The sequence below is a fragment of the Burkholderia gladioli genome (assembly GCF_000959725.1).
In the GTDB taxonomy this organism is placed as follows: domain Bacteria; phylum Pseudomonadota; class Gammaproteobacteria; order Burkholderiales; family Burkholderiaceae; genus Burkholderia; species Burkholderia gladioli.
The window spans coordinates 4,503,395-4,530,172 of record NZ_CP009323.1 but is presented as its reverse complement, the minus strand read 5'-3'; the positions used below and the strand labels follow the sequence as shown (position 1 = coordinate 4,530,172).

22 protein-coding genes and 1 pseudogene are annotated in these 26,778 nt (G+C 61.6%); 13 read left to right on the top strand and 10 right to left on the bottom strand.

Going from position 1 to position 26,778, the window contains the following annotated elements:
* Positions 1-10 precede the first annotated feature (10 nt).
* Positions 11-829, bottom strand: a complete 819-nt coding sequence (gene istB / locus BM43_RS36800; protein WP_036050473.1) for an IS21-like element helper ATPase IstB — start codon at positions 827-829, stop codon at positions 11-13.
* Positions 826-1,872: an IS21 family transposase gene (gene istA, locus BM43_RS36795; protein WP_036050476.1), complete on the bottom strand. Its 1,047-nt coding sequence runs from the start codon at positions 1,870-1,872 to the stop codon at positions 826-828. The genes istB and istA overlap by 4 nt, the downstream gene beginning before the upstream one ends.
* An 80-nt stretch (positions 1,873-1,952) precedes the next feature.
* Between istA and BM43_RS39795 the strand changes: the two are divergent.
* The 10 genes and pseudogenes from BM43_RS39795 to BM43_RS42620 all read left to right on the top strand — a co-directional run.
* Positions 1,953-2,438: pseudogene (locus BM43_RS39795) on the top strand (electron transfer flavoprotein subunit beta/FixA family protein); the annotation flags it as partial.
* A 16-nt stretch (positions 2,439-2,454) separates the two neighbouring features.
* Positions 2,455-3,399, top strand: a complete 945-nt coding sequence (locus tag BM43_RS36780) for an electron transfer flavoprotein subunit alpha/FixB family protein (protein ID WP_036050597.1) — start codon at positions 2,455-2,457, stop codon at positions 3,397-3,399.
* A gap of 74 nt (positions 3,400-3,473) precedes the next feature.
* On the top strand, positions 3,474-4,517 hold the full coding sequence (locus tag BM43_RS36775) for a glycine betaine ABC transporter substrate-binding protein (RefSeq protein ID WP_036050599.1): 1,044 nt from the start codon (positions 3,474-3,476) through the stop codon (positions 4,515-4,517).
* Positions 4,518-4,519: 2 nt separating this feature from the next.
* A complete protein-coding gene (locus BM43_RS36770; RefSeq protein ID WP_098153865.1) occupies positions 4,520-5,491 on the top strand; it encodes an ABC transporter permease in 972 nt (323 codons plus the stop codon).
* Positions 5,488-6,318 (top strand): quaternary amine ABC transporter ATP-binding protein, encoded by an 831-nt coding sequence (locus BM43_RS36765; RefSeq protein ID WP_052409181.1) that lies wholly within the window; start codon positions 5,488-5,490, stop codon positions 6,316-6,318. Before BM43_RS36770 ends, BM43_RS36765 begins: the two co-directional genes overlap by 4 nt.
* Positions 6,315-6,884, top strand: a complete 570-nt coding sequence (locus BM43_RS36760) for a hypothetical protein (RefSeq protein ID WP_127841047.1) — start codon at positions 6,315-6,317, stop codon at positions 6,882-6,884. The genes BM43_RS36765 and BM43_RS36760 overlap by 4 nt, the downstream gene beginning before the upstream one ends.
* 477 nt (positions 6,885-7,361) lie before the next feature.
* The gene (locus tag BM43_RS36755) at positions 7,362-8,504 is read left to right on the top strand and encodes a branched-chain amino acid ABC transporter substrate-binding protein (protein WP_036053231.1); all 1,143 of its coding nucleotides are present in this window, start codon (positions 7,362-7,364) and stop codon (positions 8,502-8,504) included.
* A 67-nt stretch (positions 8,505-8,571) separates the two neighbouring features.
* On the top strand, positions 8,572-8,742 hold the full coding sequence (locus tag BM43_RS41490; protein ID WP_155296522.1) for a hypothetical protein: 171 nt from the start codon (positions 8,572-8,574) through the stop codon (positions 8,740-8,742).
* A gap of 372 nt (positions 8,743-9,114) precedes the next feature.
* Positions 9,115-9,417 carry a hypothetical protein gene (locus tag BM43_RS42625; RefSeq protein ID WP_329956030.1) on the top strand — a complete coding sequence of 101 codons (303 nt, stop codon included), beginning with the start codon at positions 9,115-9,117 and terminating at the stop codon, positions 9,415-9,417.
* Between the two features lie 263 nt (positions 9,418-9,680).
* Positions 9,681-9,923: a hypothetical protein gene (locus BM43_RS42620; protein ID WP_330219066.1), complete on the top strand. Its 243-nt coding sequence runs from the start codon at positions 9,681-9,683 to the stop codon at positions 9,921-9,923.
* Positions 9,924-10,064: 141 nt separating this feature from the next.
* Here the strand turns inward: BM43_RS42620 and BM43_RS36750 are convergent, their stop codons facing one another.
* The 5 genes from BM43_RS36750 to BM43_RS36730 form a co-directional block, all read right to left on the bottom strand.
* Positions 10,065-11,522, bottom strand: coding sequence for a glutamine synthetase family protein (locus BM43_RS36750; RefSeq protein ID WP_036050604.1), 1,458 nt, complete (start codon positions 11,520-11,522; stop codon positions 10,065-10,067).
* Positions 11,522-12,898: an aromatic ring-hydroxylating dioxygenase subunit alpha gene (locus BM43_RS36745; protein ID WP_080742117.1), complete on the bottom strand. Its 1,377-nt coding sequence runs from the start codon at positions 12,896-12,898 to the stop codon at positions 11,522-11,524. Before BM43_RS36745 ends, BM43_RS36750 begins: the two co-directional genes overlap by 1 nt.
* 87 nt (positions 12,899-12,985) lie before the next feature.
* A complete protein-coding gene (locus BM43_RS36740; RefSeq protein WP_052409183.1) occupies positions 12,986-14,527 on the bottom strand; it encodes an amidohydrolase family protein in 1,542 nt (513 codons plus the stop codon).
* Positions 14,528-14,538: 11 nt separating this feature from the next.
* Positions 14,539-15,996: an allantoinase AllB gene (gene allB, locus BM43_RS36735; protein ID WP_042285335.1), complete on the bottom strand. Its 1,458-nt coding sequence runs from the start codon at positions 15,994-15,996 to the stop codon at positions 14,539-14,541.
* A 67-nt stretch (positions 15,997-16,063) separates the two neighbouring features.
* Entirely contained in the window at positions 16,064-16,864 is an 801-nt protein-coding gene (locus tag BM43_RS36730; protein WP_036050606.1) for an SDR family NAD(P)-dependent oxidoreductase, read from the bottom strand.
* Positions 16,865-17,155: 291 nt separating this feature from the next.
* Here BM43_RS36730 and BM43_RS36725 point away from each other — a divergent pair, with 291 nt between their 5' ends.
* Positions 17,156-18,136 (top strand): LysR family transcriptional regulator, encoded by a 981-nt coding sequence (locus BM43_RS36725; RefSeq protein WP_052409184.1) that lies wholly within the window; start codon positions 17,156-17,158, stop codon positions 18,134-18,136.
* Positions 18,137-18,332: 196 nt separating this feature from the next.
* Positions 18,333-21,608 carry an amidohydrolase family protein gene (locus BM43_RS36720; RefSeq protein ID WP_080742118.1) on the top strand — a complete coding sequence of 1,092 codons (3,276 nt, stop codon included), beginning with the start codon at positions 18,333-18,335 and terminating at the stop codon, positions 21,606-21,608.
* Positions 21,609-21,684: 76 nt separating this feature from the next.
* Here BM43_RS36720 and BM43_RS36715 read toward each other — a convergent pair whose 3' ends face one another.
* The 3 genes from BM43_RS36715 to BM43_RS36705 are packed head-to-tail and all read right to left on the bottom strand — an operon-like array spanning position 21,685 to position 26,487.
* A complete protein-coding gene (locus BM43_RS36715; protein ID WP_036050608.1) occupies positions 21,685-23,331 on the bottom strand; it encodes a hydantoinase B/oxoprolinase family protein in 1,647 nt (548 codons plus the stop codon).
* The gene (locus BM43_RS36710; RefSeq protein WP_227742951.1) at positions 23,328-25,454 is read right to left on the bottom strand and encodes a hydantoinase/oxoprolinase family protein; all 2,127 of its coding nucleotides are present in this window, start codon (positions 25,452-25,454) and stop codon (positions 23,328-23,330) included. Before BM43_RS36710 ends, BM43_RS36715 begins: the two co-directional genes overlap by 4 nt.
* Positions 25,455-25,479: 25 nt before the next feature.
* Positions 25,480-26,487 (bottom strand): isopenicillin N synthase family dioxygenase, encoded by a 1,008-nt coding sequence (locus tag BM43_RS36705; protein ID WP_036050613.1) that lies wholly within the window; start codon positions 26,485-26,487, stop codon positions 25,480-25,482.
* 61 nt (positions 26,488-26,548) lie between these two features.
* Here BM43_RS36705 and BM43_RS41485 point away from each other — a divergent pair, with 61 nt between their 5' ends.
* A complete protein-coding gene (locus BM43_RS41485; RefSeq protein ID WP_157693207.1) occupies positions 26,549-26,761 on the top strand; it encodes a hypothetical protein in 213 nt (70 codons plus the stop codon).
* The last annotated feature ends 17 nt before the right edge of the window (positions 26,762-26,778 follow it).

Below are 26,778 nucleotides of genomic sequence, written 5' to 3'. Positions count from 1 at the left end.
GGTTGTAGTGTTATTGCGGTGCCGACCGCATTCCGCTGGCGGCGTTCTCCTTTGTTGTAGTCGATCTCTTCATAACCAGTCCGGCGCGCCGCTTGTCGCGTAGTCGATAGCTCTCGCCCTGGATTGCCACGACGTGAGCGTGATGCAATAGCCGGTCGAGCATGGCAGCAGTGAGCGTTGCGTCATCGGCGAACGTCTGGTCCCACTGCCCGAACGGAAGGTTGCTGGTCACGATCAGACTGCCACGCTCGTATCGTTTGGCGATCACCTGGAAGAACAGGTTGGCCTGCTCACGGCTCATCGGCAGGTATCCGATCTCATCGATGATCAACAGCCTGTACGGGTTGACGAATCGTTTTAGCGCGTCTCCCAGCTGATTCTGTCGATGTGCCGTGGTCAGTATCATCAGCAGGTCCGCTGCGGTGATGAAGCGCACCTTGATCCCAGCTTGCGTTGCTGCATAACCAAGTGCCATTGCAATGTGCGTTTTGCCTGTGCCACTCGGTCCGAGTAATACGACGTTCTCGTTTCGCTCCAGAAACGTCAGACTTGCCAGCTCCTGGACCTGAGATCTGGGCACACCGCTGGCTGCTGCGAAGTCGAAGCCGTCGAGGGTCTTGATCGTCGGGAAGCCTGCCAGGCGTGCAAACGTCGCCCGCTGTCTGACGAGCCGCGCTGTGTGCTCGGCCTTTAGTACCGATTCGAGAAACTCGGTCAGGTTCACCTCGTCGGCGATCGCCTTTTGCGCCAGGTGTGGCAACGCGTCCGCGATGGTCGTGAGCTTCAGCTGGGCGCATAGCTGCGCCACTCGTTCGTGTGCGATGTTCATGCGGCAACCCGAATCAGCTGGTCGTACACGGACAGCGGATGCTGTAGCGGAGATAGCCAGTCGTGGAATCGCTCGCGCAACTCCTGTCCGCTCGCCGGTGTCGTTGCTGGCAACAGCGACGGATACGGTGGCGGTACGCTCTGCAAGGCCTTCTGCTCAACAAGCAGTTGCTCGCCTGGCTTCAGGCGGGTCGTTCCATGTATCCGGACATGCGCAACTTCGCGTAGCCAACGCCAAACTTCAGTGTTGGCGGTCGTCACGTCCAGTTCGACGTTGGCCGCCTTGAACTGGGCGGCCAGCGGAACGTAGAAACTGCGGCGCAAATATCCGTTCATCCGTTCGACCTTGCCTTTGGTCTTCGCGCGATAGGGCCGACAAAGCTCGGGCTTAAACCCGTAGTGCCGGGCGAAGTCGAGAAACCCCGGCTGGAAGCGGTGCTGCTTCGGACCGTATGCATCCCGCTCGATGACAACGGTCTTCATGTTGTCGAAAAGCGCCCGGCGCGGCACACCGCCGAACCAGTTAAAACAGTTGACGTGACACCTGAGCAAAGTATCGAGTCGCATGTCGGAAACGAATTCGACGTAGGTCGCGCGGCTATGGCCAAGAGTGGCCACGAATGCGAACAGATTCGCTCCTTTGCGCCGACGGAACTCGACCCAGTCGACCTGCATCTGATCGCCCGCAGCAGTCTCGAATCGCACGAGAGGATCGGGCGCCGGTACAGGCCGCAATGTCGCAACGAACTTGCGCACGATTCTCTCGCCACCATCGAATCCCTGCGACTGGATTTCGCGCCACAGAACTGTCGCTGGAATCCAGTCCGGTGCCGCTGACGCGATCCGTTTCCGAAGATAGGCTTCGAACGGTTTCAGTATCGACTCGCGCGGAGTCGCCGCGGGCCGAAACGTCGGCGCATCCTGCGTCGCCAGATACTTCCTCACGGTGTTGACGGAGCAGCCAACCTCACAAGCAATGGCACGCAGGCTCTTGCCCTGCTTGTGCAATATCCTGATCTGCATGTATCCCTCGTACGAGATCATCGCCGCTCAAAGCGGCCATTATCCCTTCGTCGAGGTGTATCAATTCCTCAGTGCCGACGGTGTATCAATTTACAGGTGCCGATGACAATGTCGAACTGCAGCCGCTGGCCGTCGCGAAGATTTTGAAGGAACTGGTCGTCAAAGAAGCGGTCGGCCTCGTTCTCCTCGGCAAGCAGGCCATTGACGACGACTGCAACCAGACCGGCCAGCTGCTCGCCGCATTGCTCGATGCACCGCAAGCGACGTACGCCTCATTCGTTGAACGTTGCGGCGAACGGCTCGTGGTTGAAACAGAAACTGACGACGGTCGCGAGACGGTGGAGACGAGCTTTCCTGCCGTCATAACTGCGGACCTCCGCCTTAATGAGCCGCGCTACGTTACGTTGCCTAACCTCATGAAGGCGAAGAAGAAGCAGCTGGACGTAATCGACGCTATGAGCTTGAGCGTAGATATTGCACCGCGTTTGCGCACGGTGAGTGTGCGAGAGCCCGCACCCCGCAAGCCGGGTGAACTGGTCCCTGATGTAGTTACGCTCGTGTCTCGTCTGCGTGCCGAAACAATCTGAATCCGGAAGAAACGTCATGTCCATCCTTGTTATTGCAGATGTCCTGGGTGACACGCTGCTTCCATCAACCTTCAACACCGTGACAGCGGCGCGTGAAATCGCGAGCCACACCGACACTGAGATTCATCTCCTGCTGGCAGGAGAGCAATCCAACGATTTGGCGAAGTCTGCTTTCCAGCTTCCTGTCACGAAGGTTCTGACAGCGACTTTCGCCAGTCTCTCAGACCGCAATGCGGAAAGTGTGGCGAAGACCGTTCTTGCTGTAGCCAGGAACGGCTACACGCACGTGCTATTCAGTGCCTCGAGTTTTGGCAAAAGCGTTGCGCCACGCGTTGCGGCGAAACTGGATGTTGCACAGCTCTCCGATATCACTGCGGTCAAGGGGCCCTCGACCTTCGAGCGCCCGACTTACGCAGGCAATGTGATAGCAACTGTCGAAGCGCTTGATGGCGTAAAAGTCATTACCGTGCGTTCGACAGCATTCCATGCAGCGCAAGATCCAGGTAACGAAGCTGCGGTTGTTTCGATTGAGGCTGTTACTGACGAACGCGGTGCGCGAATCACGGGACGACATAGCGAGGTCTCCGACCGGCCGGACCTGGCGTCCGCAAAAATCATCGTCTCGGGCGGTCGCGGCCTCGGCAGCAAAGAAAACTACGACCGTGTCTTGACACCCCTCGCCGACAAGCTCGGCGCGGCTCTGGGGGCTTCCCGTGCGGCGGTCGACGCCGGCTTTGCTCCGAACGACCACCAGGTTGGGCAGACAGGGAAGGTTGTCGCGCCCGACGTGTACGTCGCGATTGGGTTGTCTGGCGCAATTCAACACCTCGCGGGCATGCGCGATTCGAAAATCATCGTCGCTGTCAACTCCGACCCTGATGCGCCAATTTTCGGTGTCGCGGACTACGGACTTGTCGCGGACCTCTTTGCAGCAATACCTCAGTGGCTTGAGGCGCAGTAAATGTTTGGCTGACCGACGTCGACCCGGCAAGCATTTGACGAGTCGAGTTTATTCTAAGACCCCACGAGGTACCCATGAATTATCGGAAGATTTTTGGAGCAGCGGCGGTTACTCTTGGCTTTGTCTGTTTGTCCGCGTCGGCGTCGGCCGCGACCACTTCGCCCTGGTGCACTTCTGGGAAGCCCATCAAGTTTGCGGAAGTCGGCTGGGACAGTGGCAAGTTCTTTACCGAAGTTGCGCGATACGTTCTCGAGAACGGTTATGGCTGCAAGACCGAAACGGTGAACGGCTCAAACTCCATTACGCTTGGCGCGGTCGCGACGAACGACCTCCAGGTGTTCGTCGAGTACTGGAACGGCCGCACGGCCGCTGTCGAAACGGCCGCCAAGGAAGGGAAGGTCAAACTCGTCGGCGACCTCGTCAAGGGCGGTAGCGTGGAAGGCTTCTATGTTCCCGCATATGTCGTCCAAGGGGACCCGAAGCGAGGTATCAAGCCGATTGCTCCCGACCTCAAGTCGGTCGCGCAACTGGCCTCTTACAGCAAGGTGTTCACTGACCCGGAAGACCCGACAAAGGGAAGCGTTCTCAACTGTCCTATCGGGTGGCAGTGCGAGTCCGACAACTCGCAAAAGCTGAAGGCGTACAAGCTGGACAGCGCGTTCACAAACACGCACCCTGGAACGGGGGCTGCGATGGACGCGACCATCGCCTCCGCATATGAACGTGGCAAGCCGATTGTCTACTACTACTACCAGCCGTCGACGCTGCTCGCACGTTATCCGTCAGTCAGGCTTGATGAGCCGGCATTCAATGAGCAATGCTGGAAGACCATCAACAGCAGTAAGGATGCCAATCCCTGCCCGTCGGCATCGCCCGTCACGAACCTCAAAGTCGTTGTCTCCGCTCCGTTCGCCGCGGCGGACCCGACAGCCGTCGACTTCCTGAGCAAGATGTCGTTGCCCATGTCGGCAGTGAACCAGGCTCTCGCGAACATGGGCGCGACGAAGGCGGACCCGCGAGCTCTCGCCGTCCAGTACCTGAAGAACAATCCGCAGGAGCTTGCCGCGTGGGTCCCCGCCGATGTGGCCCAGAAGGTCGAAGCTTCAATTTCGAAATAGGCATGACGCCCGATGCTCCTTGGTGCGCATCGGGATGTGGAGGCAATGCGGTGAAAGACATCTTTCTGTCGGTGAACCTGGCTGATAGCATCAATCAGGGCTTCACCCATATCGTCCAGCAGTATGCTGACCAGTTCCACGCGGTCAGCACCTGGCTGCTGGTTTGGGTCCTCAACCCGGTTGAACATGGGCTTCAGGCTGCCCCCCCTCTAATCGTGTTGCTCGCAGTCGCGGTTCTGGCATGGTTTGGCACCAAGCGCCTCGTTCCCACGTTTGGGATGGTCGCGCTTCTGTATGCGATTGGTTGCCTGGGACTGTGGGGCAAGCTCATGTCTACCGTTTCCATCATGCTTGTTTCTGTGCTGGTGACCGTCATCATCGGCATACCGATGGGGATTGCGATGGCAAAGTCCCGCATGCTCCGGAGGGTGCTGAACCCGATTCTGGACATGATGCAGACGTTGCCTTCATTCGTGTATCTGATTCCTGTCCTGATGCTTTTCGGCTTGGGGCGCGTGCCGGCAATTTTCGCGACAACCGTGTATGCCTTGCCGCCTTTGATGCGTTTGACGGAACTCGGACTTCGGCAACTACCCGAGGACGTGCTTGAGGCATCGCGGGCATTTGGCGCAACGGGATTGCAGCAACTACTCTCGGTCGAACTTCCCCTCTCTTTGCCATCAATCATGGCAGGCCTCAATCAGGCAGTGATGATGTCTCTCGCTATGGTGGTCATCGCGTCGATGATCGGAGCCAAGGGGCTCGGGGAAGATGTGCTGTCGAGTATCAACAACCTGGACATGGGACAGGGGATTCAGGCTGGTCTGGCAATTGTTATGTTGGCAGTTGTCTTTGACCGGGTCACGCAGGGGTACGGCCGCTCCCGCCGCGAGCGACTGAAGTCAGAGGCTGGTACGCTGCGCAGCCGTAAGGCGAGTCCCGTGGGTGCCGAACATCAGGAGGCAAACGTATGAGCTCCACGTTGATTGAACTGCGAAACGTCTACAAGATTTTCGGACGTGATTCCCGGAGTTTGCGTGCCGCGCAGGAGGCCGCGCGAAAAGGAAGCAGCAGACAGGACATTCTCGAAAGCACCCAATGCACCGTGGCAGTTCGGGACGTCTCGCTTGAGATTCGCGAAGGTGAAATATTCGTCATCATGGGGCTGTCGGGCTCAGGAAAGTCCACTCTCGTTCGGCATTTCAACCGCCTTATCGAGCCGACGGCAGGTCAGCTGCTTTTCCGGGGCAAAGACCTTTTGAAACTTTCCAAATCCGAAATGCGGAACGTGCGGCGATACAACATCGGCATGGTGTTCCAAAGCTTCGCCCTGCTTCCCCACAAGACGGTCATGGAGAACATCATCTTCGGAAGGATGCTACGGGGCGATTCGAAGTCCACCTCGATTGCAGAAGCAGAAAAGTGGTTGCAAGGACGCATTGGTTTACGGGGATATGGCGACAAGTTCCCCGATGAACTGTCAGGCGGTATGCGGCAGCGCGTGGGACTCGCCCGGGCGCTTGTGTCGAACCCAGATATCCTCTTGATGGACGAAGCCTTTTCGGCACTCGACCCGCTAATCAGGACTGACCTGCAGGACTTGCTGCTCGAAATGCAAACGGAATTGAAGAAAACAGTCATCTTCATCACGCATGACATTGATGAAGCCATGAAGCTGGGTTCCCGGATTGCAATCATGAAGGACGGGGAGGTCGTGCAGGTAGGAACCCCTCAAGTGATTCGGGATAACCCAGCGAATGACTACGTGCGGCGATTCTTTAAGAAGGGACCTGCTCATTGAGCAAAACGCTGTGCCGCAACGTCAACGGACGCGACATGGACCACCAAGCTCGGAGTTGGCAAACGGAGATAACGGACGCCTATGAGCAGGAACTTCTCGGTGTGTATAGAGGCGAGGTGTTGGGTCACAGGTTCTTCCTCGAGATGGCCGGACACTACCGACGGGACACCTACGCGAGGCGTGCCTTTGCGCTATTGGCGGTAGTCGAGCACGAGACGGGGCTGTTGCTGCGTGGCTTGCTGGTGAGACATCGTATCGAATGTCCTTTGCCCATCGAATCGTCAGCGAGCGGAGTGGCTGCCGCCCAGGCCATGACGGGTCTGCCGTGGCCCCTCCTCATGGAAGCGATGGCAGAAAGAATTTGCCCGGCAATCGTTCGTTTTGAAGCGCTGTTGGGAACGGCGCCAGCTGAAGACCATGAGCTTATCGAGCTACTGGTCGAGCATGAACGAGCCCTAGAGGCGTTTGTGCGATGCGGGCGGAGTCGGCGCAACGACGCGCTGAAGGCGAGTGTGAGGTATCTGCGTCGCCTGAAACCCACCAATTCGCAGAGACTGCTCATCTGACGCAAGAGTTTCCAGGCACAAAGAGTCGGTCAGACGGCGCCTCAGTCTTTCGGGTAACTGTGGAGCAACGCTGGCTCCCGTGCCTGAAAGAACAGCCGTCCGCTTACCATTCAGGTGCGCGGTACCACCTGTATCCACGGTCACTTATCTTCAGAGGTGAGGGAACTTTGGCGTCGTACGGATTTCCATACGACGCTTTTCTTTTTGTTGTGCGCCCGGTTTCGAACAGGCGCCTGGCTGGTGTTGATTCATGCAAGGTTCGGCGATTTTTCTCAGATCGCACTCAGAGAACAGGGCTTTACCCTGGCGCTGAGCATCGGTCGCAGAACCCCACAGACTGTGCGCCATTGTGGATGATGCTCCCGAGTGTGCATGATTATCCTCATGCAATGCACCGGTTCTTTCGTGTTGACTAGCACGTTTTGGCTCGAAATGATGAGCCAGGCTGATAGGTCAAATTGGAGTTTGGAGAGACATATGAAGTCAAAAATCGTAAGCGGGGTCGTCACGCAGGTGGCGCTTCTTGCTTGTTGCGGCGCGGCGATGGCACAGCAGACGGTCAAAATTGGCTATGCGGGACCGATGACGGGTCCGGTCGCTCAAATCGGCAAAGATAGCGAGAACGGCGTCCGTCTCGCAATCGACGAGGCGAACGCAAGCAACATCAGCATCGGCGGCCAACCCGTTCGATTCGAACTTGACTCTCAAGACGACATGGGAGACCCGAAGACGGCAACGACGGTCGCGCAAAAGCTGGTGGACGACGGCGTAGTCGGTGTCGTCGGACACCTGAACTCCGGGGCCACACTACCCGCCTCGAAGATATATTCCGACGCCGGCGTGACAGAGGTCTCGCCTGCTTCGACTAACTCTCTATATACGAGACAGGGCTTCAAGACAGCGTATCGTGTCATCGGAGACGACCACGACGTGGTTCGAGTGTTGGTGGGATATGTTCTCGACAAGATGCACGCCAAGCGCATTGCTGTGGTCGACGACCGCAGCGCCTACGGTCAGTCCTTCTCAGACGATGTCATTGCGCAACTCAAGGCGAAGGGCATTACGCCCGTCGACCGCCAGTATGTCTCGACGCAGACTATCGATTTCCGCAGCGTGTTGACGGCGCTAAAGTCCAACAACCCGGACGTGCTGATATATGCGGGTGTGGACGCGCAGGCAGGCCCTATGCGCAGGCAAATGGTCGCGTTGGGAATGAGCAAAACCCTGATTGCTGGCTGCGCAATCGAAACTGACAAGTTCGTTGAGCTCGCGGGAGGTCCCGCGAACGCAGAGGGTAACATCTCCTCTGAGTCCGGATTCGCGCTCGATGCCATGCCGAAGGGCAAGGAATTCACGCAAAAGTTCTCGAAATACGGAAAGCCGGTTCTCTATTCACCGTATGCATATGACGCAACATGGGCGTTAATCAAGGCCGTGCAGGCGGCTAATTCGGTAAAGCGTGCAGACCTGCAGCCGGCGCTTCGAAAAGTGAGCTTCGATGGTGTTACCGGCAAGATTTCTTTTGACGACCGGGGCGACCTGCAGATTGCGCGTGTCACGATTTTCAAAGTCGTCGACGGACATTGGAAAGGCGTCCAGTCGGTGTCGGTCGCGAAATAGGTTGTTTGTTGGTGTGATTTATCATACGTCGTTATCAGCAAAACGCGGATGAGATGGAAGGTATCAGATGACATACCACGTGTCTGACGTGAACAAGACGTTACACAATCGGCTTCCCTATGCATTTGTTGCGCTGAACTGTCCGGTTGTGCTGTTTGATTTCGCTGGTGCAAATACCTCACCGAAGGAAACCGGCACGTTGACAAAATCCGGTCTGCTCGCAGTGCGACGTATCTGATGTACGCATCGGACTTGGCCACGGAAGGTATCTTTTGCTTGCTTGCTTGCTGGGTGCGTGCGTGCGAAGCACGTCTTCAATCACTTTTGGCCAGCCACGCGGTGAGCGATATTCGAGCAGATTAATCGTTTGAATACCTGGATACCGTTCGCGCAGAGAAGAGCCGATGTTGTCAGCATCAATACCTCACGGTATCGGTGGGTAGCCTGTAGTTTTGGGGTCTTCATCAGGCTCCGCATGGTGAGCGGCGAAAACAATTGAACTCTACATCGTGCACTATCTGCTCCGCGTCGCCGAAGCCGGACTCTCCAGGGAGTCCTGCTATCTGACAGTTGTACCCGGACGCGCGGCGCGCGCATTGTCGCGCTTTTCATGGCCGGTCTGCCACTGTCGAGCATGGTCGGCAGCCCGATTTCCGGCTGGATCACGGCGGTCTTTAACGGCGCGCACGGTTTGAGCGGCTGGCAATGGTTGTTTCTGCTCGAAGCGTTGCCGCCGATCACATTCGGCATCGCGATTCTTGCGTGGCCGCCGAACAGCATCGAAACGGCGGGCTGCTCACTGCCGAGGGAAAGAAAACGCTGCGCGCGAATCTCGACGCGGAATCGTCGGCGGACAAGAGCCTTTTGCTGCGCGGCGCGTTCGCCGATTTCAAGGTCTGGGCGCTGGGCCTGATCGATCTATGCGTGTTGCTACGCCTGTACGCGACGAGTTTCTGGTTGCCGTCGATCCTGCGCGATACCGTGTCAAGGACCCGTACCACATCGGTTGGCACTGGTGGTGCCGAATGCGCTGGCCTTGTTGACCACACGTACTGCGGCGCCAGTTCCGACCGCCTGCGCGAGCGCCGCCGGCATATCGCTCCACGACATGTATGCCATCGAGCCTCAGACACGCTCCGAACTGGCTGTGCGTTATACGCGCGCGGAGGCGGTGGCGTGCTTCATCAGTTGCCCGGCAATCCGCACTGCGGGCGTGACGCCAAGCTGGAGGCAAGGCTCTCTGCGCTTGTACTTGCCAGCAACCAGATGATCGTGGAGGATCTCGCGCGCCGAATATTGCCTGAGGCGCCAATTGAGGGGTTTCGGCGCGCTATTCAGCTAGGTCTGCGTGCGCGCATTTCTGTATTCGGGAAGGGGCACGTATTGATCGTGAATCAGGACTGGTCGACACATGCCTGAGGTCTACGCTGACCTGTATGGCCCGGATCCTGCGGGCCGCTCTTTCGGTGTTCTAAGAAAGATGAACAGGCCAACGAATTAGTGGAGTGATTGTCAGGTGCGGCATTCGCACGGAGCGCTGATGCGGAAACGCGCCTACTGCTAGAGCAGATTGAAATACTCCCGTTGTTCCCATTGGGAAACCTCGTCCTCGTATCGCGCGATCTCGGCGCGTTTGATCCGGACGAAGTAATCGACAAAGGCCGCTCCGAGCGTTTCGCGCAGCATCGCATCGCGCTCGAGCGCGTCTAGCGCTGCGGATAGCGAGCCGGGCAGCGTATCGGCGGGCGTGGCGTAGGGGTTGTCGGCCGATTTGCCGGGGTCGGTTTGGCGTTCGATACCGTCGAGCCCCGATACGATCTGCGAGGCGAAATACAGATACGGATTCGCCGCCGGTTCCCCGACGCGATTTTCGATCCGCGTCGCTTCATCGCCAGCGCCTCCGAGCACACGCGCCATCGCACCGCGATTGTCATGTGCCCAGCAGGCGCGATCCGGCGCCAGCGAATTCGCGCGAAAACGCTTGTAGCCATTGATGGTCGGCGTCGCGAAGGGCGTCGCGGCGCGTGCGTGCGCCAGCAGGCCGCCGAGATAATGCATCCCGAGCGGCGAGAGCGCGGCGTTCGTCTCTTTCGGTATGAACAGGTTCCTACCGTGCGGATTCTCGCTCGAAGGCAACGTGGTCAGCGATTGATGCAGATGCCACCCGCTCGACACGACATTCGGAATTCTCGGACGACACATAAACGTGGCGTGATAGCCGTGACGCGCGCAGACCTGTTTGACTGCGTTGCGAAACAGCAGCATCGAATCGGCAGCGACAGCGGCGGTTTGTGGCGCAAACGTGAATTCGAACTGGCTCGGACCGAACTCGATTTCGAGCGAACTGACGGGCAGTTCGAGCCGCTGGCACGTGTCGCGCAGCAGTTGCATCAGATCGTCGACGGCATCGAAACGCAATTCCGTCAGGTACTGGTAGCCGTGCGTCAACAGTTCGATCTCGACCGGCGAACCGGGTTGTCCGGCATCCGTCGCGGCCATATGCGCGTCGGTGAGGCGGAATACGTGAAACTCGACTTCAAGCCCGGTAAGAAGTTGCCAACCGCGTCGTGCGAGTTCGCCTGTCGCGCGGCCGAGAATCGCACGTGTCGCAAACGGCACCGGCGCGCCGTCGGGCAGATACGCGTCGCACAGCAGCCAGCCCGTGCGCGGCGACCACGGCAACGCCCTGAAGGTCGTCGGGTCACCGACCAGCAATGTATTCGCAGTGCCGGCCAGCCCATCGAGGCCGAGCCCGCCGTCCGCCGAGAACACTGAAAACACTGACCGGTGCGATGTGTCCTTGGCGTACATCGTCGCGGTGAAGCCGACGCCCGACCGCAAGGCCTTACGCGCTTCGCTGGCGACCAGTGTCTTGCCGCGCAGAATGCCGTGCTGATCCGGAAACGAGAAACGCACGGTATCGAAATCGCCCTGATCGAGGCGGGCGATCAAACGCTCGGCGGCCGCGGCTTGCGCGTCGCTCCACAGCGCATGACGTTCTACGAACGGCCCGCTCATCAGTGCGACTCCGTAGGTAACGATGCTAACCGCGACGCCGGCTTCGGCGCGGGCGCGTCGGTGGTGACAGACGCCGCCCAACCCGCCGTCGCACGTCGTCGCTGGTCGGCGTCCTGCCAGTAAGTGGCTACCTCGGTAGCGGCGCTCACGCCGTCGATTGACGGCGGCCCATTCAGCGTTTTTGCTTCGTCGGGGGATAGCATCATGGTCGTGGTTTCGCCGCGCTGTACCGCTCGAATCGCTTCCTTCAGCATCCGTCTATACCGGACGATCGCCTTGTCCGCCGTGCCCAGATGTTCGCGCGTGCGATCCTGAATCGCGCCTTGCGATTCGACCGCCCACTGATCGTGGACGTTGATATCGTGGCCCATGCCGGTGTAGGTCTCGGTTAGCTGTTCGCCGATGTCGTAGCCGTAATTGTTGCGGCGATTGCGACGCGAGGTGTAGTCGGGCAGTTCATACAGTTCGAGGCGTTGCGCGCGCATCTGCGCCTTGTCGACCGGCGCGCCGAAGCTCGTGAAGATCGCATACCAGTAGCAATGCGTATCGTCGACCGGGACATGCCATTGGGCAATCGTCATTTCCGAACTCATCGGAATCACGAACGCCTGCGGAAACACCAGATTGGTCACGCGCACATGGGTGCGCTCGCTATCGAGTTCGCGCAGCGCGGTCAGTCGCATGCCATACGGCGTCGCGTCGACCTGGATGGTGGGGCGATCGTACTCGCGGAGCACGGTGGTAATCGCCACATCGGAATCTGACGACGTCCCGCGAAACTGTTTGCCGTAGCTTTCCGCCGGATTCCCGTCTTCGAAAAAGCGATGCAGATACGACGCGTGCGACGGATCGATGCCAACTTCGAGCGCCTGCAGCCAGTTGCATTCGAACAGACCCTTGAACGCAAAGATGTATTCGTCCGGCGCGACGAAGCAGTCGAAGTCGGGAAAGGCAGGCGGCTCGCCCTTGCCGATAAACGCAAACAGGATGCCCGCGCGCTCGGTCACCGGATACGCAGCCTGCTTAACGCGGTCGCAAAGCCGCACGTTCGGCGGTTCGGCGGGCGTTTCGAGGCACTTGCCTTCTACATCGAACAGCCAGCCGTGAAACAGGCAGCGTAAGCCGCCGTTTTCAAGGCGGCCATACGCGAGATCGGCGGCGCGGTGCGGGCAATGCCGGTCGAGCATGCCGTAGCGGCCCTGTTCGTCGCGAAACAGGACGAAGTCTTCGGCCATCAGGCGCACGGTCTTGACCGGGCGCTCTCCCGCCAGTTCCTCGATCAACGCGACCGGTTGCCAGTATTGGCGAAGCAAGGCGCCCCCCGGCGTGCCGGGTCCGACGCGCGTCATCATTTCATTGTCTGCCGCTGTTTCCATCCGGGATGCTCCTGAAGCGTAAATCTGGATACGTGAAAAGGCATGATGGCAGCGGAATCGCACCGCGTCCGCGAAGCGGCCGCGTACTCAAGCGGTGATCAGATGGCAGCCGCATGCGTAGAAATCGGATAGCGCAGCCTGAAGTCGGGCAATCCGCGCGGGATCGGCGGGCGAGCCGGTCTGCGCGGCGCCCGCCCGGCTGGCGTCGTCGAGTAGCGCCTGCTGAAGCGCATCGCGCGAGACACTCGCACAGGCGCCGTTGCGGACCACCGTGCGGCCCGCGACGACGAGCGAGTCAATGTCCTGCTTGCGCATGCGCGTCAGCAGCAGTTCGAGCAGACGTTCGTCGCCATCCGCGCTGTGTAGCGTGCCGGGCAAGTCGTGAAGATCTGGTGTGTCGGCAGTGATGCGTGACAGGTCGATCAAGAGGATGTCGGCAGACATGCCGGCTTCGAGCGTGCCGCCGCCGTCACCGACGATGGTCGCGCGCCCGTGCGTACTGGCCGCTTCGAACAGCGTCGCCAGCGGTAGGGTCATTTGTCCGTTCGCCTGATGCAGATGACGCAGCAGGCGCAACTCGCGCAGCATGTCGTCATCGTCGTCGAGCGCCATGCCGTCCAGACCGACCCCGAACTTCACGCCGCATTCGCGCAATAGGGCAAGCGGCGCGATACCCGATTGCAACCGCAGATTCGACGACGTATTCAGCGACACCGTGACGCCATGCGCAGCGAGCACGTCACACTCTTCGCGGGTCAACCACACGCCGTGCGCGAGCGTCAGGCGCGGCGACAGAAAGCCGATTTTCGCGAGCAGCGCGATCAGGCCGCCTTGACCATACCGCGCGTCGGCCCATTCGCGTTGCCGGCGCGTTTCGAACAGATGCATATGAATGCGCCGACCGGTCCGCGCCGACGCCTTTGCAACGGCTTCGAGCGTCGCGTGATCGACCCATTGTGGCCCGACAGGTCCGTACTGAACCGAGAACCACGGATGCTCTAGAGCGGCGATCCGTTCGGTGAGCGCGAGGTTCTCGGCGAGCGATCGGGCAGGGGTTTGCGAGGCGAGAACGGCGGCGTGGTCGGTGGGATCGAGACGCGACAGCAGCGCGCCGAGGTTGCCGTAGACGCTCGGATTGACGCCCGCAAAGGGCACCGCGAAGGCGATCCGCAAGCCGATATCGCGCGCGGCTTTCGAGACGGCGAGCGCTTCGTCGTACAGTGCGCTGCCGAGCTGCGTGTTGTGACAGTGATTGGCCGCGCACACGCCACCCTCGACCATCGCAGCAAAGGCGGTGGCGGCGCGTAGATAAGGATCGACGAGCGGCTCGCGCGCGAGCGCGGCCAGCCAGTGTTCGAGCGGTCCGTCGTGCGCGCCGAAGGCCACGCTGCGCAAGCCGCGACCGTGGTTGTGCGCATCGACCGGCGCGGGCAGTGCGACGAGATGCGCGACTGCTTGCGCCGCCTCGGAGTGTGGCGCAAGCGCCTCGACCTCGACGATGCGGCCGTCGCGGATCCTTATGCTCGACGGCCCGAGCGACGGCACACGGCCAGGCGCTGCGAACAGCCTCCCGACGTGAAGCGTAGTGTCGGAATTGCTCGTCGCGCGAGTGCCGTCCATCGCGATCATCGGCGCGGCCTTCAGGACGCGCCCGCTGCGGCATTGACCGATGCCGCCGCCGACACTGCCGCTGACGACGTAATCGCAGCGCTGGTCTGATCGATGTTGCGCGGCGTCGCGGCCGGCATCTTCTGGATGCGCGTGACCGGCTGGCCGTGTCCGCGCGCGCTTTCTACCAGTTCGCGGTCACGCATCACGAAACGCCCGCGCACGAGGGTATGGATCGGCACGCCCTTGACCGGCGTGAGATTGAACGGCGACGAGTTGCCGATCGACTTAAGCCGCTTTGACGAAATGATTTCTTCGCGATCCATATCGATCACCACGATATCGGCGTCCGCGCCGGGCAGGAGCACACCCTTGAACGGATAAAGACCGAAGGCATTGGCCGGTGCGGTGGCCGTCAGGCGCACGTAGTCGTTCAACGTCAAACGTCCGGCGGCGACCTGCGTGAGCATCAGCGGCATTTGCGTTTCGACGCCCGTGAAGCCGCAATCCGCGCACCAGATATCGTCCTTGAATTTTTCGGTTTCGGCGTGCGGTGCGTGATCGGTCGCGATCATGTCTATCGTGCGATTGCGGATAGCCTGCCACAGCGCATCCTGATGCCGCTTCTGACGTATCGGGGGATTCACACGGATCAGCGAGCGTTTATCGCGATAGGCGCGCTCGTCGAGCAGCAGATAGTGCGGCGCGGTTTCGGCCGTGATGTCGACGCCGCGCGCTTTCGCTTCGGCAAGCGGGCGCAATTCGTCGGCGGACGACACATGCAGGATATGAATCCGCGCGCCGGTCCACTCGGCCAGAATCGCTGCCCGAGCGACCGCTTCGACCGCAACCACCGGGGGACGCGCGTCGAGGTGTGCTAGCGGATCGTGACGTCCGGCTGCTTTCAACTGCTGCTGGCGACGCGCCATGATCGATGCGTTTTCCGCGTGCAGCGAAATCCGCATGCCGTGCTTCGCGACGATCTCGAAGCCTTCGAGCATCGCGCCTGTCGGCGGCGAAGGCAAGTTGCCGAAGGTATTGCCCATGAAACATTTGAACGCCGCAACGCCACCGCCGATCAGGTCTTCGAGCTGATCGAGATTGTGTTCGCCGAGCAGCCCATAGATACCGTAGTCGACATACGCTTTCTGCGCGGCTTCCTGCTTCATTTTCAGCGCTTCGAGCGTGCCGGTCGGCGGATTCGTGTTCGGCATTTCGAATACCGTCGTGACGCCGCCCATCGCCGCGCTCGCCGTTCCGGTCGCCCAGGTTTCCTTGTGCGTATAGCCGGGCTCTCGAAAGTGAACATGAACGTCGATCGCGCCTGGCAGTACGTGCTTGCCGTGCGCGTCGAGCGTTTCCTTCGCCTCGGGCATGCTCGCGTCGTCGCCGAGGCAGAGCACGCGCCCGTCCTTGATGGCAATGGAAGCGACGAACTGCGTGGTGTCGGTGACGATCGTGCCGCCGCGAATAATCAGGTCTGCAATCATGGAAGGTCGTGCGAGTGTGGGATCGGAGGGCGCAGAGCGCGGGGCGTGAGCGACGGGTGGCGGCGAATCAGAGCATGGCCCAGCCGCCGTCGACCGGAAGGTCGATGCCGGTGATCTGCCGCGACACGTCGGAGGCGAGGAAGAGGCACGCGTGCGCGACGTCGGCATCGACGCTGATCCGCTGCAAGGCGTAGTCCTGCGCGTGATGCGCGACCGCCTGCTCTTCGCTGATCGAAAGCTTGCGCATCACGTCGGGCACGACCTTGGTGCGGAACCGCTCGCCGTCCACCATGCCGGGCGCCACGTAATTCACGTTGATGTTGTGACGGCCCGCTTCGAGTGCCGCCGATTTCGTGACGCCGCGCAAACCCCATTTCGAAGCGGAATAGGCCATGCGTCCCGCACGACCACGCATCCCGAAGGTGCCGCCGACGTTGACGATCTTGCCGTAGCGCCGCTCGATCATCGACGGCATCACCGCATGCATCATGTTGAAACAGCCGGTGAGGTTCAGTCCGACGATCTGGTCGAACTCTTCAGTAGTGGTGGTCCACGTCGTGCCGCCGACCGGACCCGTGCCGCCCGCTACATTGACCAGCACGTCGATCTGTCCGAACCGTTCGAGCGTGGCCACCGCCAGTGCTTCGGCATCGGCGGGCTGCGTGACGTCGCAGCGTATCGTCAGGGTTTCGATGTGCAAGTCATGCACATCGTGCAACTCGCGGGCGAGCGCGTCGATGGCCGCCGTATCGCGACCCGCAAGCACCAGATGCGCGCCTTCGTGAGCAAACGCTCGCGTGATCGCCGGGCCCATCCCCTTGGCAGGTCCGGTGATGACGACGACTTTTTTGCCGAGTTGCAGTTCCATTTATTTTCCTCCCGGTAATGATCCATGACGCGCAGGGGGCATATCGCGCTCACCTTGCCGGTCGTATCCGGCCAATGGCATCAAGCTTGCTTTTTGCCGTACCCGGTTACTGCGCGTTCGGCGTGAATTGTCCGGTTGCAACGCTGTGCAACGTGATTGGACGATACTCGATCAATAACCGGCGACCAGGTGTTAATTTGGTTTGAACGTGTTGCCGAATCGGCTATGGAGAACGATTTTGAGTCTGCGTAACATGCGGGTGGTTCAACCCCTCTATAAAGGAGTGCGACCGTGACGCTGCGTAGCATGCGGGTATTGCGATACCTGGAAGAGGTTGCGCGAGCGGGCTCGGTCCGTCAGGCTGCCGAGCGGCTTTATGTGACGCCTTCGGCGCTGTTGAGAAGAATTCAGGACATCGAGGAAGAACTGGGTATCCCGGTGTTCGAACGCACGCCTTCCGGGGTTCAGTTGACGGCGGGCGGCGAGCTGTTTTTGGGCTGGATACGCAATCAGAACGCGGGACTACGCCATGTGATGTCGCAGATCGAAGCGCTGTCGGGATTGCGTCGCGGCGAAGTGCGCGTGTCCGCAAGTCAGGCAGTCGCGCGCAGTTTTCTGCTGCATGAGATCGTCGAGTTCCGACGTCTGCATCCACTCGTCAAGTTCCACGTGACGATCTGCGACCACGGCCGCGCAATGCGTTCGCTGATCGGCTACGAGACCGATCTCGTGCTGATCTTCCGTCCGCCGCAAGCGGCCGAACTGCAACCGCTGATGTCGGTCGGGCAGGGACTGGTCGCGATCATGGCGGCCCATCATCCGCTCGCGGGCCGTGCGTCGTTGAGGATGCGCGAGTGCCTCGAATATGAAATCGGTTTGCCCGACAGCACGTTTTCCGGGCGTGAGATCATCGATGAAATCGTCGCGCGCAGTTCGGTGCGCCTCAACCCGATCGTCGAGGCGAATTCGTTCGATCTGTTGGTCGATCTGGTGCGCGAGTCGCAGATCATCACGTTTCAGATCGAAGTCGGCTCACTGGGCTGGAAGCGCGATCCGGCGCTGGCCGTCGTGCCAATCGACGATGCCGACGCCGCGCACGGTCCGCTCGTGCTCGGGCAGTTGCGCGGACGTGCGTTGCCGCTGGCCGCCGCGAAGTTCAGCGAGCAACTGTCGAGAAAGCTGCACGAATGGCGCTCGCCACATGTGCCCGAAAGTCCCGACCCTGCGGGTGAGCGTTCGAGATTGAGGGAGACTTACGCGGTGGGTTCATGAGCCGCATCATCCGCTGATCTCGCGATACGTTGCCACGAGCTGATCGACGCTGCTTCCTGACGGAACGTTTCTCAACTCTCGCACCAGATCGCGTCGTATCGAACGTGGCGTGATAGCCGCTTGTGCATCGTGCACGGATGCAGGGCGCGGCACGCCCTGTGCGCGACCCGGTCCGCATGCGTCCAACCGATGAACGATGAAAGATTGCGATGTACCGCACCCGCTTCCAGACGAAGCCAAGGAGACCGACGTTACCGGATCCACGATTACGGTCGAACTGACCGAAGGCACGAGTCTCGCGATCGCGTTATCGCCCGATGGCCGCACGATTGCGATGGATCTGCAAGGCATCTTGTGGACGATGCGCGTCGAAGGCGGAACCGCGCGCCGTCTGACGGACGACTTCGGCGATATCGCGCGGCCGCAATGGTCGTCGGATGGTTCGCGGATCGTGTTTCAGTCGTATCGGAGCGGCAATTTCCATCTCTGGTCGATCGACGCCGACGGCACACACCTGAACCAGCTGACGCACGGCGAATTCGACTGTCGCGAGCCGCGTTTTTCGCCCGACGGCCGTGAACTTGCGTTTGCTTCGGACCTTAGCGGCCGTTACGCTATCTATGCGATGGATCTCGCTACCGGCGCGCGTCGCTTGCTCTCAAGCGAACATGCTGCGAGTGAGGCGTCCGAGCCGTGCTGGTCGCCCGATGGCCACCGGGTCGTGTTCGTTCGCGACGGCGCTTTGGCATGTGCCGACCGCAATGGAATCGACGTGACGACCGAAACGGTGGCTGCCCGATGCTCGCATCCCGGTGCCGTCGTGGGGGCGCCGGCGTGGACGCCGGACGGGCGCAGCCTCGTGTATCGGGTGGCGCTCGGCAGCGCGCGCGACATGCGGGCGAGCCGTCTGTTTGTCGACGGCGTCGCGTTGACGGGCGACGATGAAGACGTGTTTCCGTTTCCCATCGTCTGGCTCGATCACGATCGCTTCCTGTATACGTCGGACGGCAAGATCCGGTGTCGTTCGCTGTCGCGCGGCGCGTTGGGCACGATCCCTTTCGCGGCGAGCGTCCAGGTCACGAAGCCGCAGTACACGCGTAAGTACCGCGACTTCCATGCGGATACGCCGCGCAAGGTCAAAGGTCTGTCGTTCCCGGTGCTCTCACCCGATGCGCGCCACGTCGCGTTCGGCGCGCTGAACCAGTTGTGGCTGTTGACGATCGGCGACCCGCAACCGGTGGCGCTCAGCGCAGACCCCTACGCGAAAATCTGGCCCGCCTTCTCGCCCGACGGCACCCGTCTCGCTTATATCTGCGATCGCGCGGGCAATATGGATATCTGGGTTCGCGAGCTGGCGAGTGGGATCGAAGTACAACTCACGGATGCGGGTCATGCGCTAAAGCAATGCAAATGGTCGCCTGACGGGATGCAGATTGCGTGTGCGTCGCAAGACGGTTTCATCTACCGGGTCGATGCCGTGAGCGGATCGATGCGGCGCGAATTGCATCAGACGGTGTGGTCCGGACGGCCCGACTGGTCGCCCGACGGTATGTACCTGGTGCTGGCCGCCGTGCGCCCGTATTCCGCGCGATTCCGCGAAGGCCGCAATGCCATCCTGATTCACGAACTCGCGAGCGGGCGGCTTCAGTATCACGACCCGTCGCCGACTGCGGGCGACGCGCTCGACGTGCGCAACGCCAACGGTCCGATCTGGCTCGGTGGCGCGGACGCCAACGGCGTCGGCGCATCGCGCCTGTTGTTTACGATGCGTGGAACACTGTGGTCGCTTCCGCTCGACGCGCATCACATGCCCTGCGCGGCGCCGCTGCCGCTCGGCGACGAAACCGCCGACGCGATTAGCGCAAGCGCCGATGGCCGGCACGTGATGTTTCTGTCGAACGCGCGCTTGCGCCTGCTCGATCTGACGGATGGCACCGTGTCGGAAGTTCCTCTCGATCTGACATGGACGCCGCACAGCGCGAGCGGACGAACCGTAGTTCGGGCAGGGAAGCTATGGGATGGCGTCGCAGATCACTCCCTAAATGATATGGACATCGTCGTCGAACATGGTCATATCGTGTCGATCGCGCCGCATGATCCGACGGACGCCGCGGATCGTCAAAACCCCACCGCCCGCTACATCGACGCGCGCGCATACACCGTGATGCCGGGCCTGACCGATATGCATACGCATCGCGAGATGGGCAATCAGCTTGGCGCGCGTGAACCTCGGATCTTTCTGTCGTTCGGCATTACGAGTACTCGCGGTCTGTCCGACAACCCATATCTGGCGCTCGAAAACAAGGAGTCGGTGGATGCAGGCGCGCGCATCGGTCCGCGCAGTTTTGCAACCGGCGATGCACTCGACGGCACACGCACGTTCTGGGATGGCATGCGGCCTATCGGCGGCCGGCAGCAACTCGAACGCGAACTCGGCCGTGCGCAGGCGCTCGACTACGATCTGATCAAATGCTACGTACGTCTGCCGCCCGACCTGCAACAGATGGCGACGCGGGGCGCGCACGCGCTCGGCATTCCGGTCACCTCGCACTACCTGTTTCCTGCGATGGCGTTCGGCGCGGACGGCTACGAACATATGGGCGGCACCAGCCGCTTCGGGTACTCGCGCACCGGTAGCGCGTTGGGCCGGATGTATCAGGACGTGCTCGCGATTTCGGCGGCGGCGGAGTGCTACCGCACGCCGACCCTGTTCGGACTCGAATCGATGCTGGCCGATTCACCCGCGTGGTTGTATAGCGACCGACGCCTCAAGACACTGTTCAAACCGGACGATCTGTCCGCCTTGCAGCACGCAGCGGATAGCGAGCCTGGACGATATATTCCGATGGTCGCGAGTCAGGTGCAGGCCATCGACACGATGATGAGGGCCGGCGTCAGGATCGTCACGGGTAGCGATTTTCCGATCGTCGCACCGGGCATCAGTCTGCATCTGAATCTGCGCGCAATGGTCCGTTACGGCATGACGCCGGTCGACGCGTTGCGCACGGCGACGAGTGTATCGGGCAGCGCGCTGCACCCGAATCTAGGCACGCTGAGGCCGGGCGCGCTCGCCGATGTCGTGTTCGTCTCGGGCGATCCGACGAGCTGCATCGACGACGCGGCGAATGTCGAAGCGGTGATGGTCGGCGGCGAGTACCGGACGCTCGACGAGCTTATCGAACCGTTTGCTGGAACAGCACTGAAGGGACACAGCGCGCGGCATTCCGGCACCGCACCGCCGCCCGCCGTCGAAGCGTCGCATACTGCATCGGCAACGCATTACTGGTGGCACGACGCGCGCTGGATCGAATGTGTGAATGCGGCCTGCTGCAGCGCATTGATGCCGATCCCGTCATTGGACGGGTCTGATGCGCCGGATGGAGCCGATCCTGCCAACAGGAGCGGTCCAGTTGGCCCGGCTGCCCGGCGGGTGTCACGCTGGTCCGGCGCCTATCGCAGCGGCGAGGCCTGAACTACGCCGTGCGGTCAGCACAAAACGGCGGCATGACACGAGGTCATGCCGCCGTTTTACCGTGCAAGCTGAACGTTCAACCCACCGCTTGCGAATATGCCTGCGCTGCAAACTCCGCTGACAACCGCCCGTGTTCGATGTCCTGTGCGACGTGCTGCGGGTCGCGCGCCGACGGATCGCCCAATCCCGCTCCGCCCGGCAGTTCGAGCACCAGCCGGTCGTCGGTGGGAATGCGCTGCAAGCCTTTCGCGCGCAACGCCGGGCCGGAGCCGAGGCGCACGATACCCGTCGCGCCATCGTGACCGCCTGCGCGACCGCGCGCGGCCGACTGCACGCGCTCGAACATCGCCAGCACTTCGAAGCTGGAACCGTCGCGCGTGCCGACTTCGACGATCTGACCCAGCCCACCTTGCGTGCGTCCCGCTCCTCCGCTGTCGGGCCGCAGTTCTTTGCGCCAGATGACGATCGGAGCGCCCGCTTCGGTGACTTCGACCGGCATCGCGCGCACACCGCTCGGAAATGCGGTGGCCGACAAGCCATCGAGCGTCGCCCGCGCGCCGGAGCCACCGCTATTGAAGAACACGGTATCGAAACTCGCACCTGTATTGCCGTCGACGCCGCGCAACTGCACGCTCCACAGGCACGACGATCCTTCTGCGGGCGTCTTGTCCGGCAATGCCTGACCAAGACAACCAAATACCAGATCGGGCAGCATCTGACCGATCACATGGCGCGCGGCGACCGGAGCAGGGCGCTGCGCGTTGAGGATACTGCCCTGCGGCGCATCGACGATAAAGGGCAGGAGGGCGCCGTGATTGTTCGGAATCTCGGCAGCCACCACGCATTTCAGGCCGAACACCGTATAGGCGCGGCAGTAGTTCAGCACGACGTTGATGCCCTGGCTGACTGCGGGCGCACTGCCTCCGTAGTCGACGGAGATGGTGTCGGCAGCGATCGTCAGGCGGGCGCGCAAGGTGATCGGCGTGTCGTAACCGTCGATCGTCATGTCCGCGTGCCAACTGCCTTGGGGCAGCTTCGCGATGGCCGCGCGCGTCGCCGCGAGCGACTCGTCGACGATATAGTCGGCCAACGTGTCGAGCTCGCGCATTCCATACTCGTCGAGCATCGAGCGCAACCGCACCGAGCCCGACTGGTTGCACGCGATATACGACAGCATGTCGCCTTCGGCCTGCAAGGGCGTGCGCACGTTGGCGCGCAGGATGTCCATCAGATCCTGGTTCAGCACGCCGCGCGAGGCCAGCTTGAGCAACGGAATCTGGAGGCCTTCCTCGAAGATCGAGCGGCCGTCCGGTCCTTGTCCCAATCCGCCGATATCCAGCTGGTGACAGCAGCAGCCGATAAACGCGACCACCTTGCCATCTGCGACCACCGGGCTGACTACTGTGATGTCGTGCAGATGCCCGGCTGTCAGCCAAGGGTCGTTGGTGACGAAGTGATCACCGTCTTCCATGCGCTCGACGGGGAAGCGTTCGAGAAAGTGGCGCACGCCTTCGGCCATCGAATTGACGTGTCCCGGCGTGCCCGTCACCGCTTCGGCGATCATCCGTCCACGGCTGTCGAAGATCGCCGCCGACAGATCGCCCGCATCGCGCACCGTCGTCGAAAACGCGGTGCGCATCAAGGCCTGGGCCGATTCCTCGACGATCGAAATCAGCCGGGTCCACATCAACTGCTTGCGCAGGTCGTTCAACGCGCCGCTCATACGGTGACTCCGGAAGATTCACGACGCGTCAGCACGATATAGCCGTGCGCGTCGATGGTCGCATCGAACGAGGCCGAGACGACCGTCGTGGTTTCGTGTTCGACGATCAGCGCCGGTCCTTCGATCCGGTCGCCAGGCAGCAAACCTGCGCGTCCGGCGACCGCGAACTCGACCGTCTCGCCGCTCGCCGGATCGACCACCCGGCGCGTGCTGCCGGGCCTGACGGTGCGCTGCGACGCGCTCGACTCGACGCGACGCACCGGCGTGGCTTCGGTCGTCACCGACATCCGCCAGGTCAGCACTTCCACCGCGAGTCCTTCGGCAGTCGCGCCGTACAGCGCGCGATACGCCGCGTCGAAGGTCGCGCCGAGCACGGCGGCATCGTCCGCGCCGAGCGTGCGCACCGGCACCTCGATCGCGATCTCGAAGCCCTGGCCGCAATAGCGCGCGAACGCGGTGCGCCGCTCGATGCGCGCAACCGATGCATCGGTGCGCGCGACGATTTCGTGCGCTTCGCCCGCCATCCGATCGAGCATCGCGTTGATCGCGTCTGGCTCGAAGCGGTCGAGCCGCTGATGCAGGCTGCGCGACACTTCATAGGCGATGGGCGCGCGCAGGAAGCCGACCGCCGAGCCGACACCCGCGCTGCGCGGAATCACCACTTCGCGGATACCGAGTTTTTCGGCGATGCGCGCGGCATGCAAGGGCGCCGCGCCGCCGAACGCGAACAGCGTGTGCGCGGCGGTGTCCGCGCCGTTTTCCATCGCGTGGACGCGGGCGGCGCTGGCCATGGCTTCGTCGACGGTTTCGCTGACGCCGAGCGCCAGTTGCGTGGCACTCGCATCCCACACGTTCAGGGATTCGAGCGCGGCGCGCGATGCCTCGGCGTCGAGCCGGATCGAGCCGCCGGCAAATGCGGCGGGGTCGATCCGGCCGAGCACGAGGTCGGCGTCGGTCACGGTCGGCGAGGTGCCGCCGCGTCCGTAACAGGCCGGACCTGGCTCGGAGCCGGCGCTGCGCGGGCCGACGTTCAGACGGCGCGCGCTATCGAGATGCGCGATCGAACCGCCGCCCGCGCCGATCTCGACCATTTCCACCACGGGAATCCGCAACGGCAAGCCGCTGCCTTTGCGAAAGCGGTGCACGCGCGCTACTTCGAACATCTGCGAGATGCGTGGACGGGCGTGATCGATAAAGCAGATTTTGGCGGTCGTGCCACCGACATCGAGCGCCAGCATGTTGTCGATGCCGCGTTCGGCTGCGACGCTGGCTGCGAAAATTGCGCCGCCCGCCGGACCCGATTCGACCAGCCGGACCGGAAAGCGCGCAGCGGTATCGACCGTCGTCAAGCCGCCCGACGACAACATGAGGAAGAGCGGACACTGAAAACCCAGCGTTCCGAGCTTGTCTTCGAGACGGCGCAGGTAGCTCGCGACCAGCGGTTGCACATAGGCATTTGCGACGGTCGTGGAGAATCGCTCGTACTCGCGCATCTCCGGCGACACTTCTGACGACAGCGAAATGCTCACGCCGGGTAGGCATTCGGCGAGCAATGCGGCGGCCGCCTGTTCGTGCGCGGGATTGGCGTAGCTATGCAGGAACGCGACTGCGACGCTCTCGACGCCAGCCGCACCGAATTGCGCTGCGGCCGCGCGGACCGCCGCGGCATCGAGCGGCAACAACACGTCGCCGCCCGCCGCGATGCGTTCGGCGATACCGACGCGCATGGTACGCGGCACCAGCGGCGTGGGCGACTGCATTGTCAGGTCGTACTGATCGAAGCGGCTTTCCGAGGCCAGCTCGAGCACGTCGCGAAAGCCGCTGGTAGTCAGCAACGCAGTCTTTGCGCCGCGCCGCTCGATTAGCGCATTGGTGGCGAGCGTGGTGCCATGCACGATCAACCCGACATCCTCAACGCGCAGACCGGCGCGTGCCAGAACGATGTCGATGCCTTCGAGCAGGGCGCGCTCGGGCGCGTCGTAGGTGGTGAGGATTTTGGTCGACTCGCGGCGGCCGTCGAATTCGAGCACCACGTCCGTGAACGTGCCGCCGATGTCCGCACCGATCCGTGCGTTCTTGCCTGGCTTCGTACCAGGTTTCATTTCTGCCTTCACTGCTGGCATCACTGCGATCTCCCCGGTTCCATGCTCACATCTGCGCGGCTGCTTCGGCAGCGCGCTTGTTGAGACTCTCGTAGAAACGGCTCAGGTGCTTGCCGACGTTCACGGCTTCGAAGCGCCTCTCGTGGTCCTGCGCAATCAGTTCGGGCAAGGGCTCGACCACGACGTCGCGATCCGGGTTCATGAAGAACGGGATCGAAAAGCGTTCGTGGCGCGACCGGTTGCGTACCCGATGGAAGTTCGACAGGTACCGGCCGTTCGACCACCACATCATCATGTCGCCGACGTTGATGGTCAGCGCGCCGGGAATCGGCGGCGCTTCGATCCATGTACCGTCACGGCGCTTCACTTCGAGACCGCCGCGCATATCCTGCGCGAGGATCGTGAAGGGGCCTTCGTCGGTGTGCGAGACGGTATTCGACACTTCGATATCGGCGTCGTCGGGTAGCGGAATGTAGTAAAGGAGACTCAGCTGCGAAAGCGGCCTGTGAAAGTACCCGTCGAAGCGGTTCTCATGCAGCCCGAGGCCAATCGCGAACGCCTTGAGCAACTCCCGCGACAGAGCGGTCATCGCGTCGTAGTAGCGCGTACAGGTGTCGCGGAACACCGGCATGTCGGCGGGCCAGCGGTTCGGTCGATAGAACAGCGGATCGACCTCGCCGTCGTCGAATTCGCTTTGCAAGCGGTATTGCTCGTGCAACCGGCTGTTGCGCGAGAGCTTCTGCGCCGGCGGCATCGGCACCCAGCCGCGATACCAGTCGACGGTCGCAAGCGCCTGCTGCTTCTCTTCGGCGGGACGATGATAGAACTCGGCCGATTGCTCGAATGCACCGTCGATCAGCGCCTGATCGACGCCATGGCCACTGAGGTAGAAGAATCCGATGCGCGTGCAGGCCTCGGCGATCTGGGTGGCGACCCGCGCCTTGCCCGAAAGATCGCCACGCAGGAAAGGCGAGAAATCGATGATGGGAATTTCGGAGATATCGACCATGCGGGCGACGATCTTGTCTTCAATGCCTTCCGAGCTACGGGACATGTGATGTGCCTTGAAGGAGAGGGGAGCGGGCCAGTGAACGCGCGGCGAAACGAGATGCGTCATGCACGCGCAATCAAGCGACGATCGCAAGACTACACTCGCCGAAAAAACGCATGGAGTGCCGTTTGCGCATTTGCGTGTGACCGATTCGGCTACGACTCATGCGTATTTTTTTTTACTACCCGTCGTGCGTTTTCGCGAAGTAGGCTATGTCCCACCGCATGTGACGGCACGCTTCGATGCCCTGCACATGTACCGACTCTCGACGATGTGAGGCGTTGCTTCCGGACG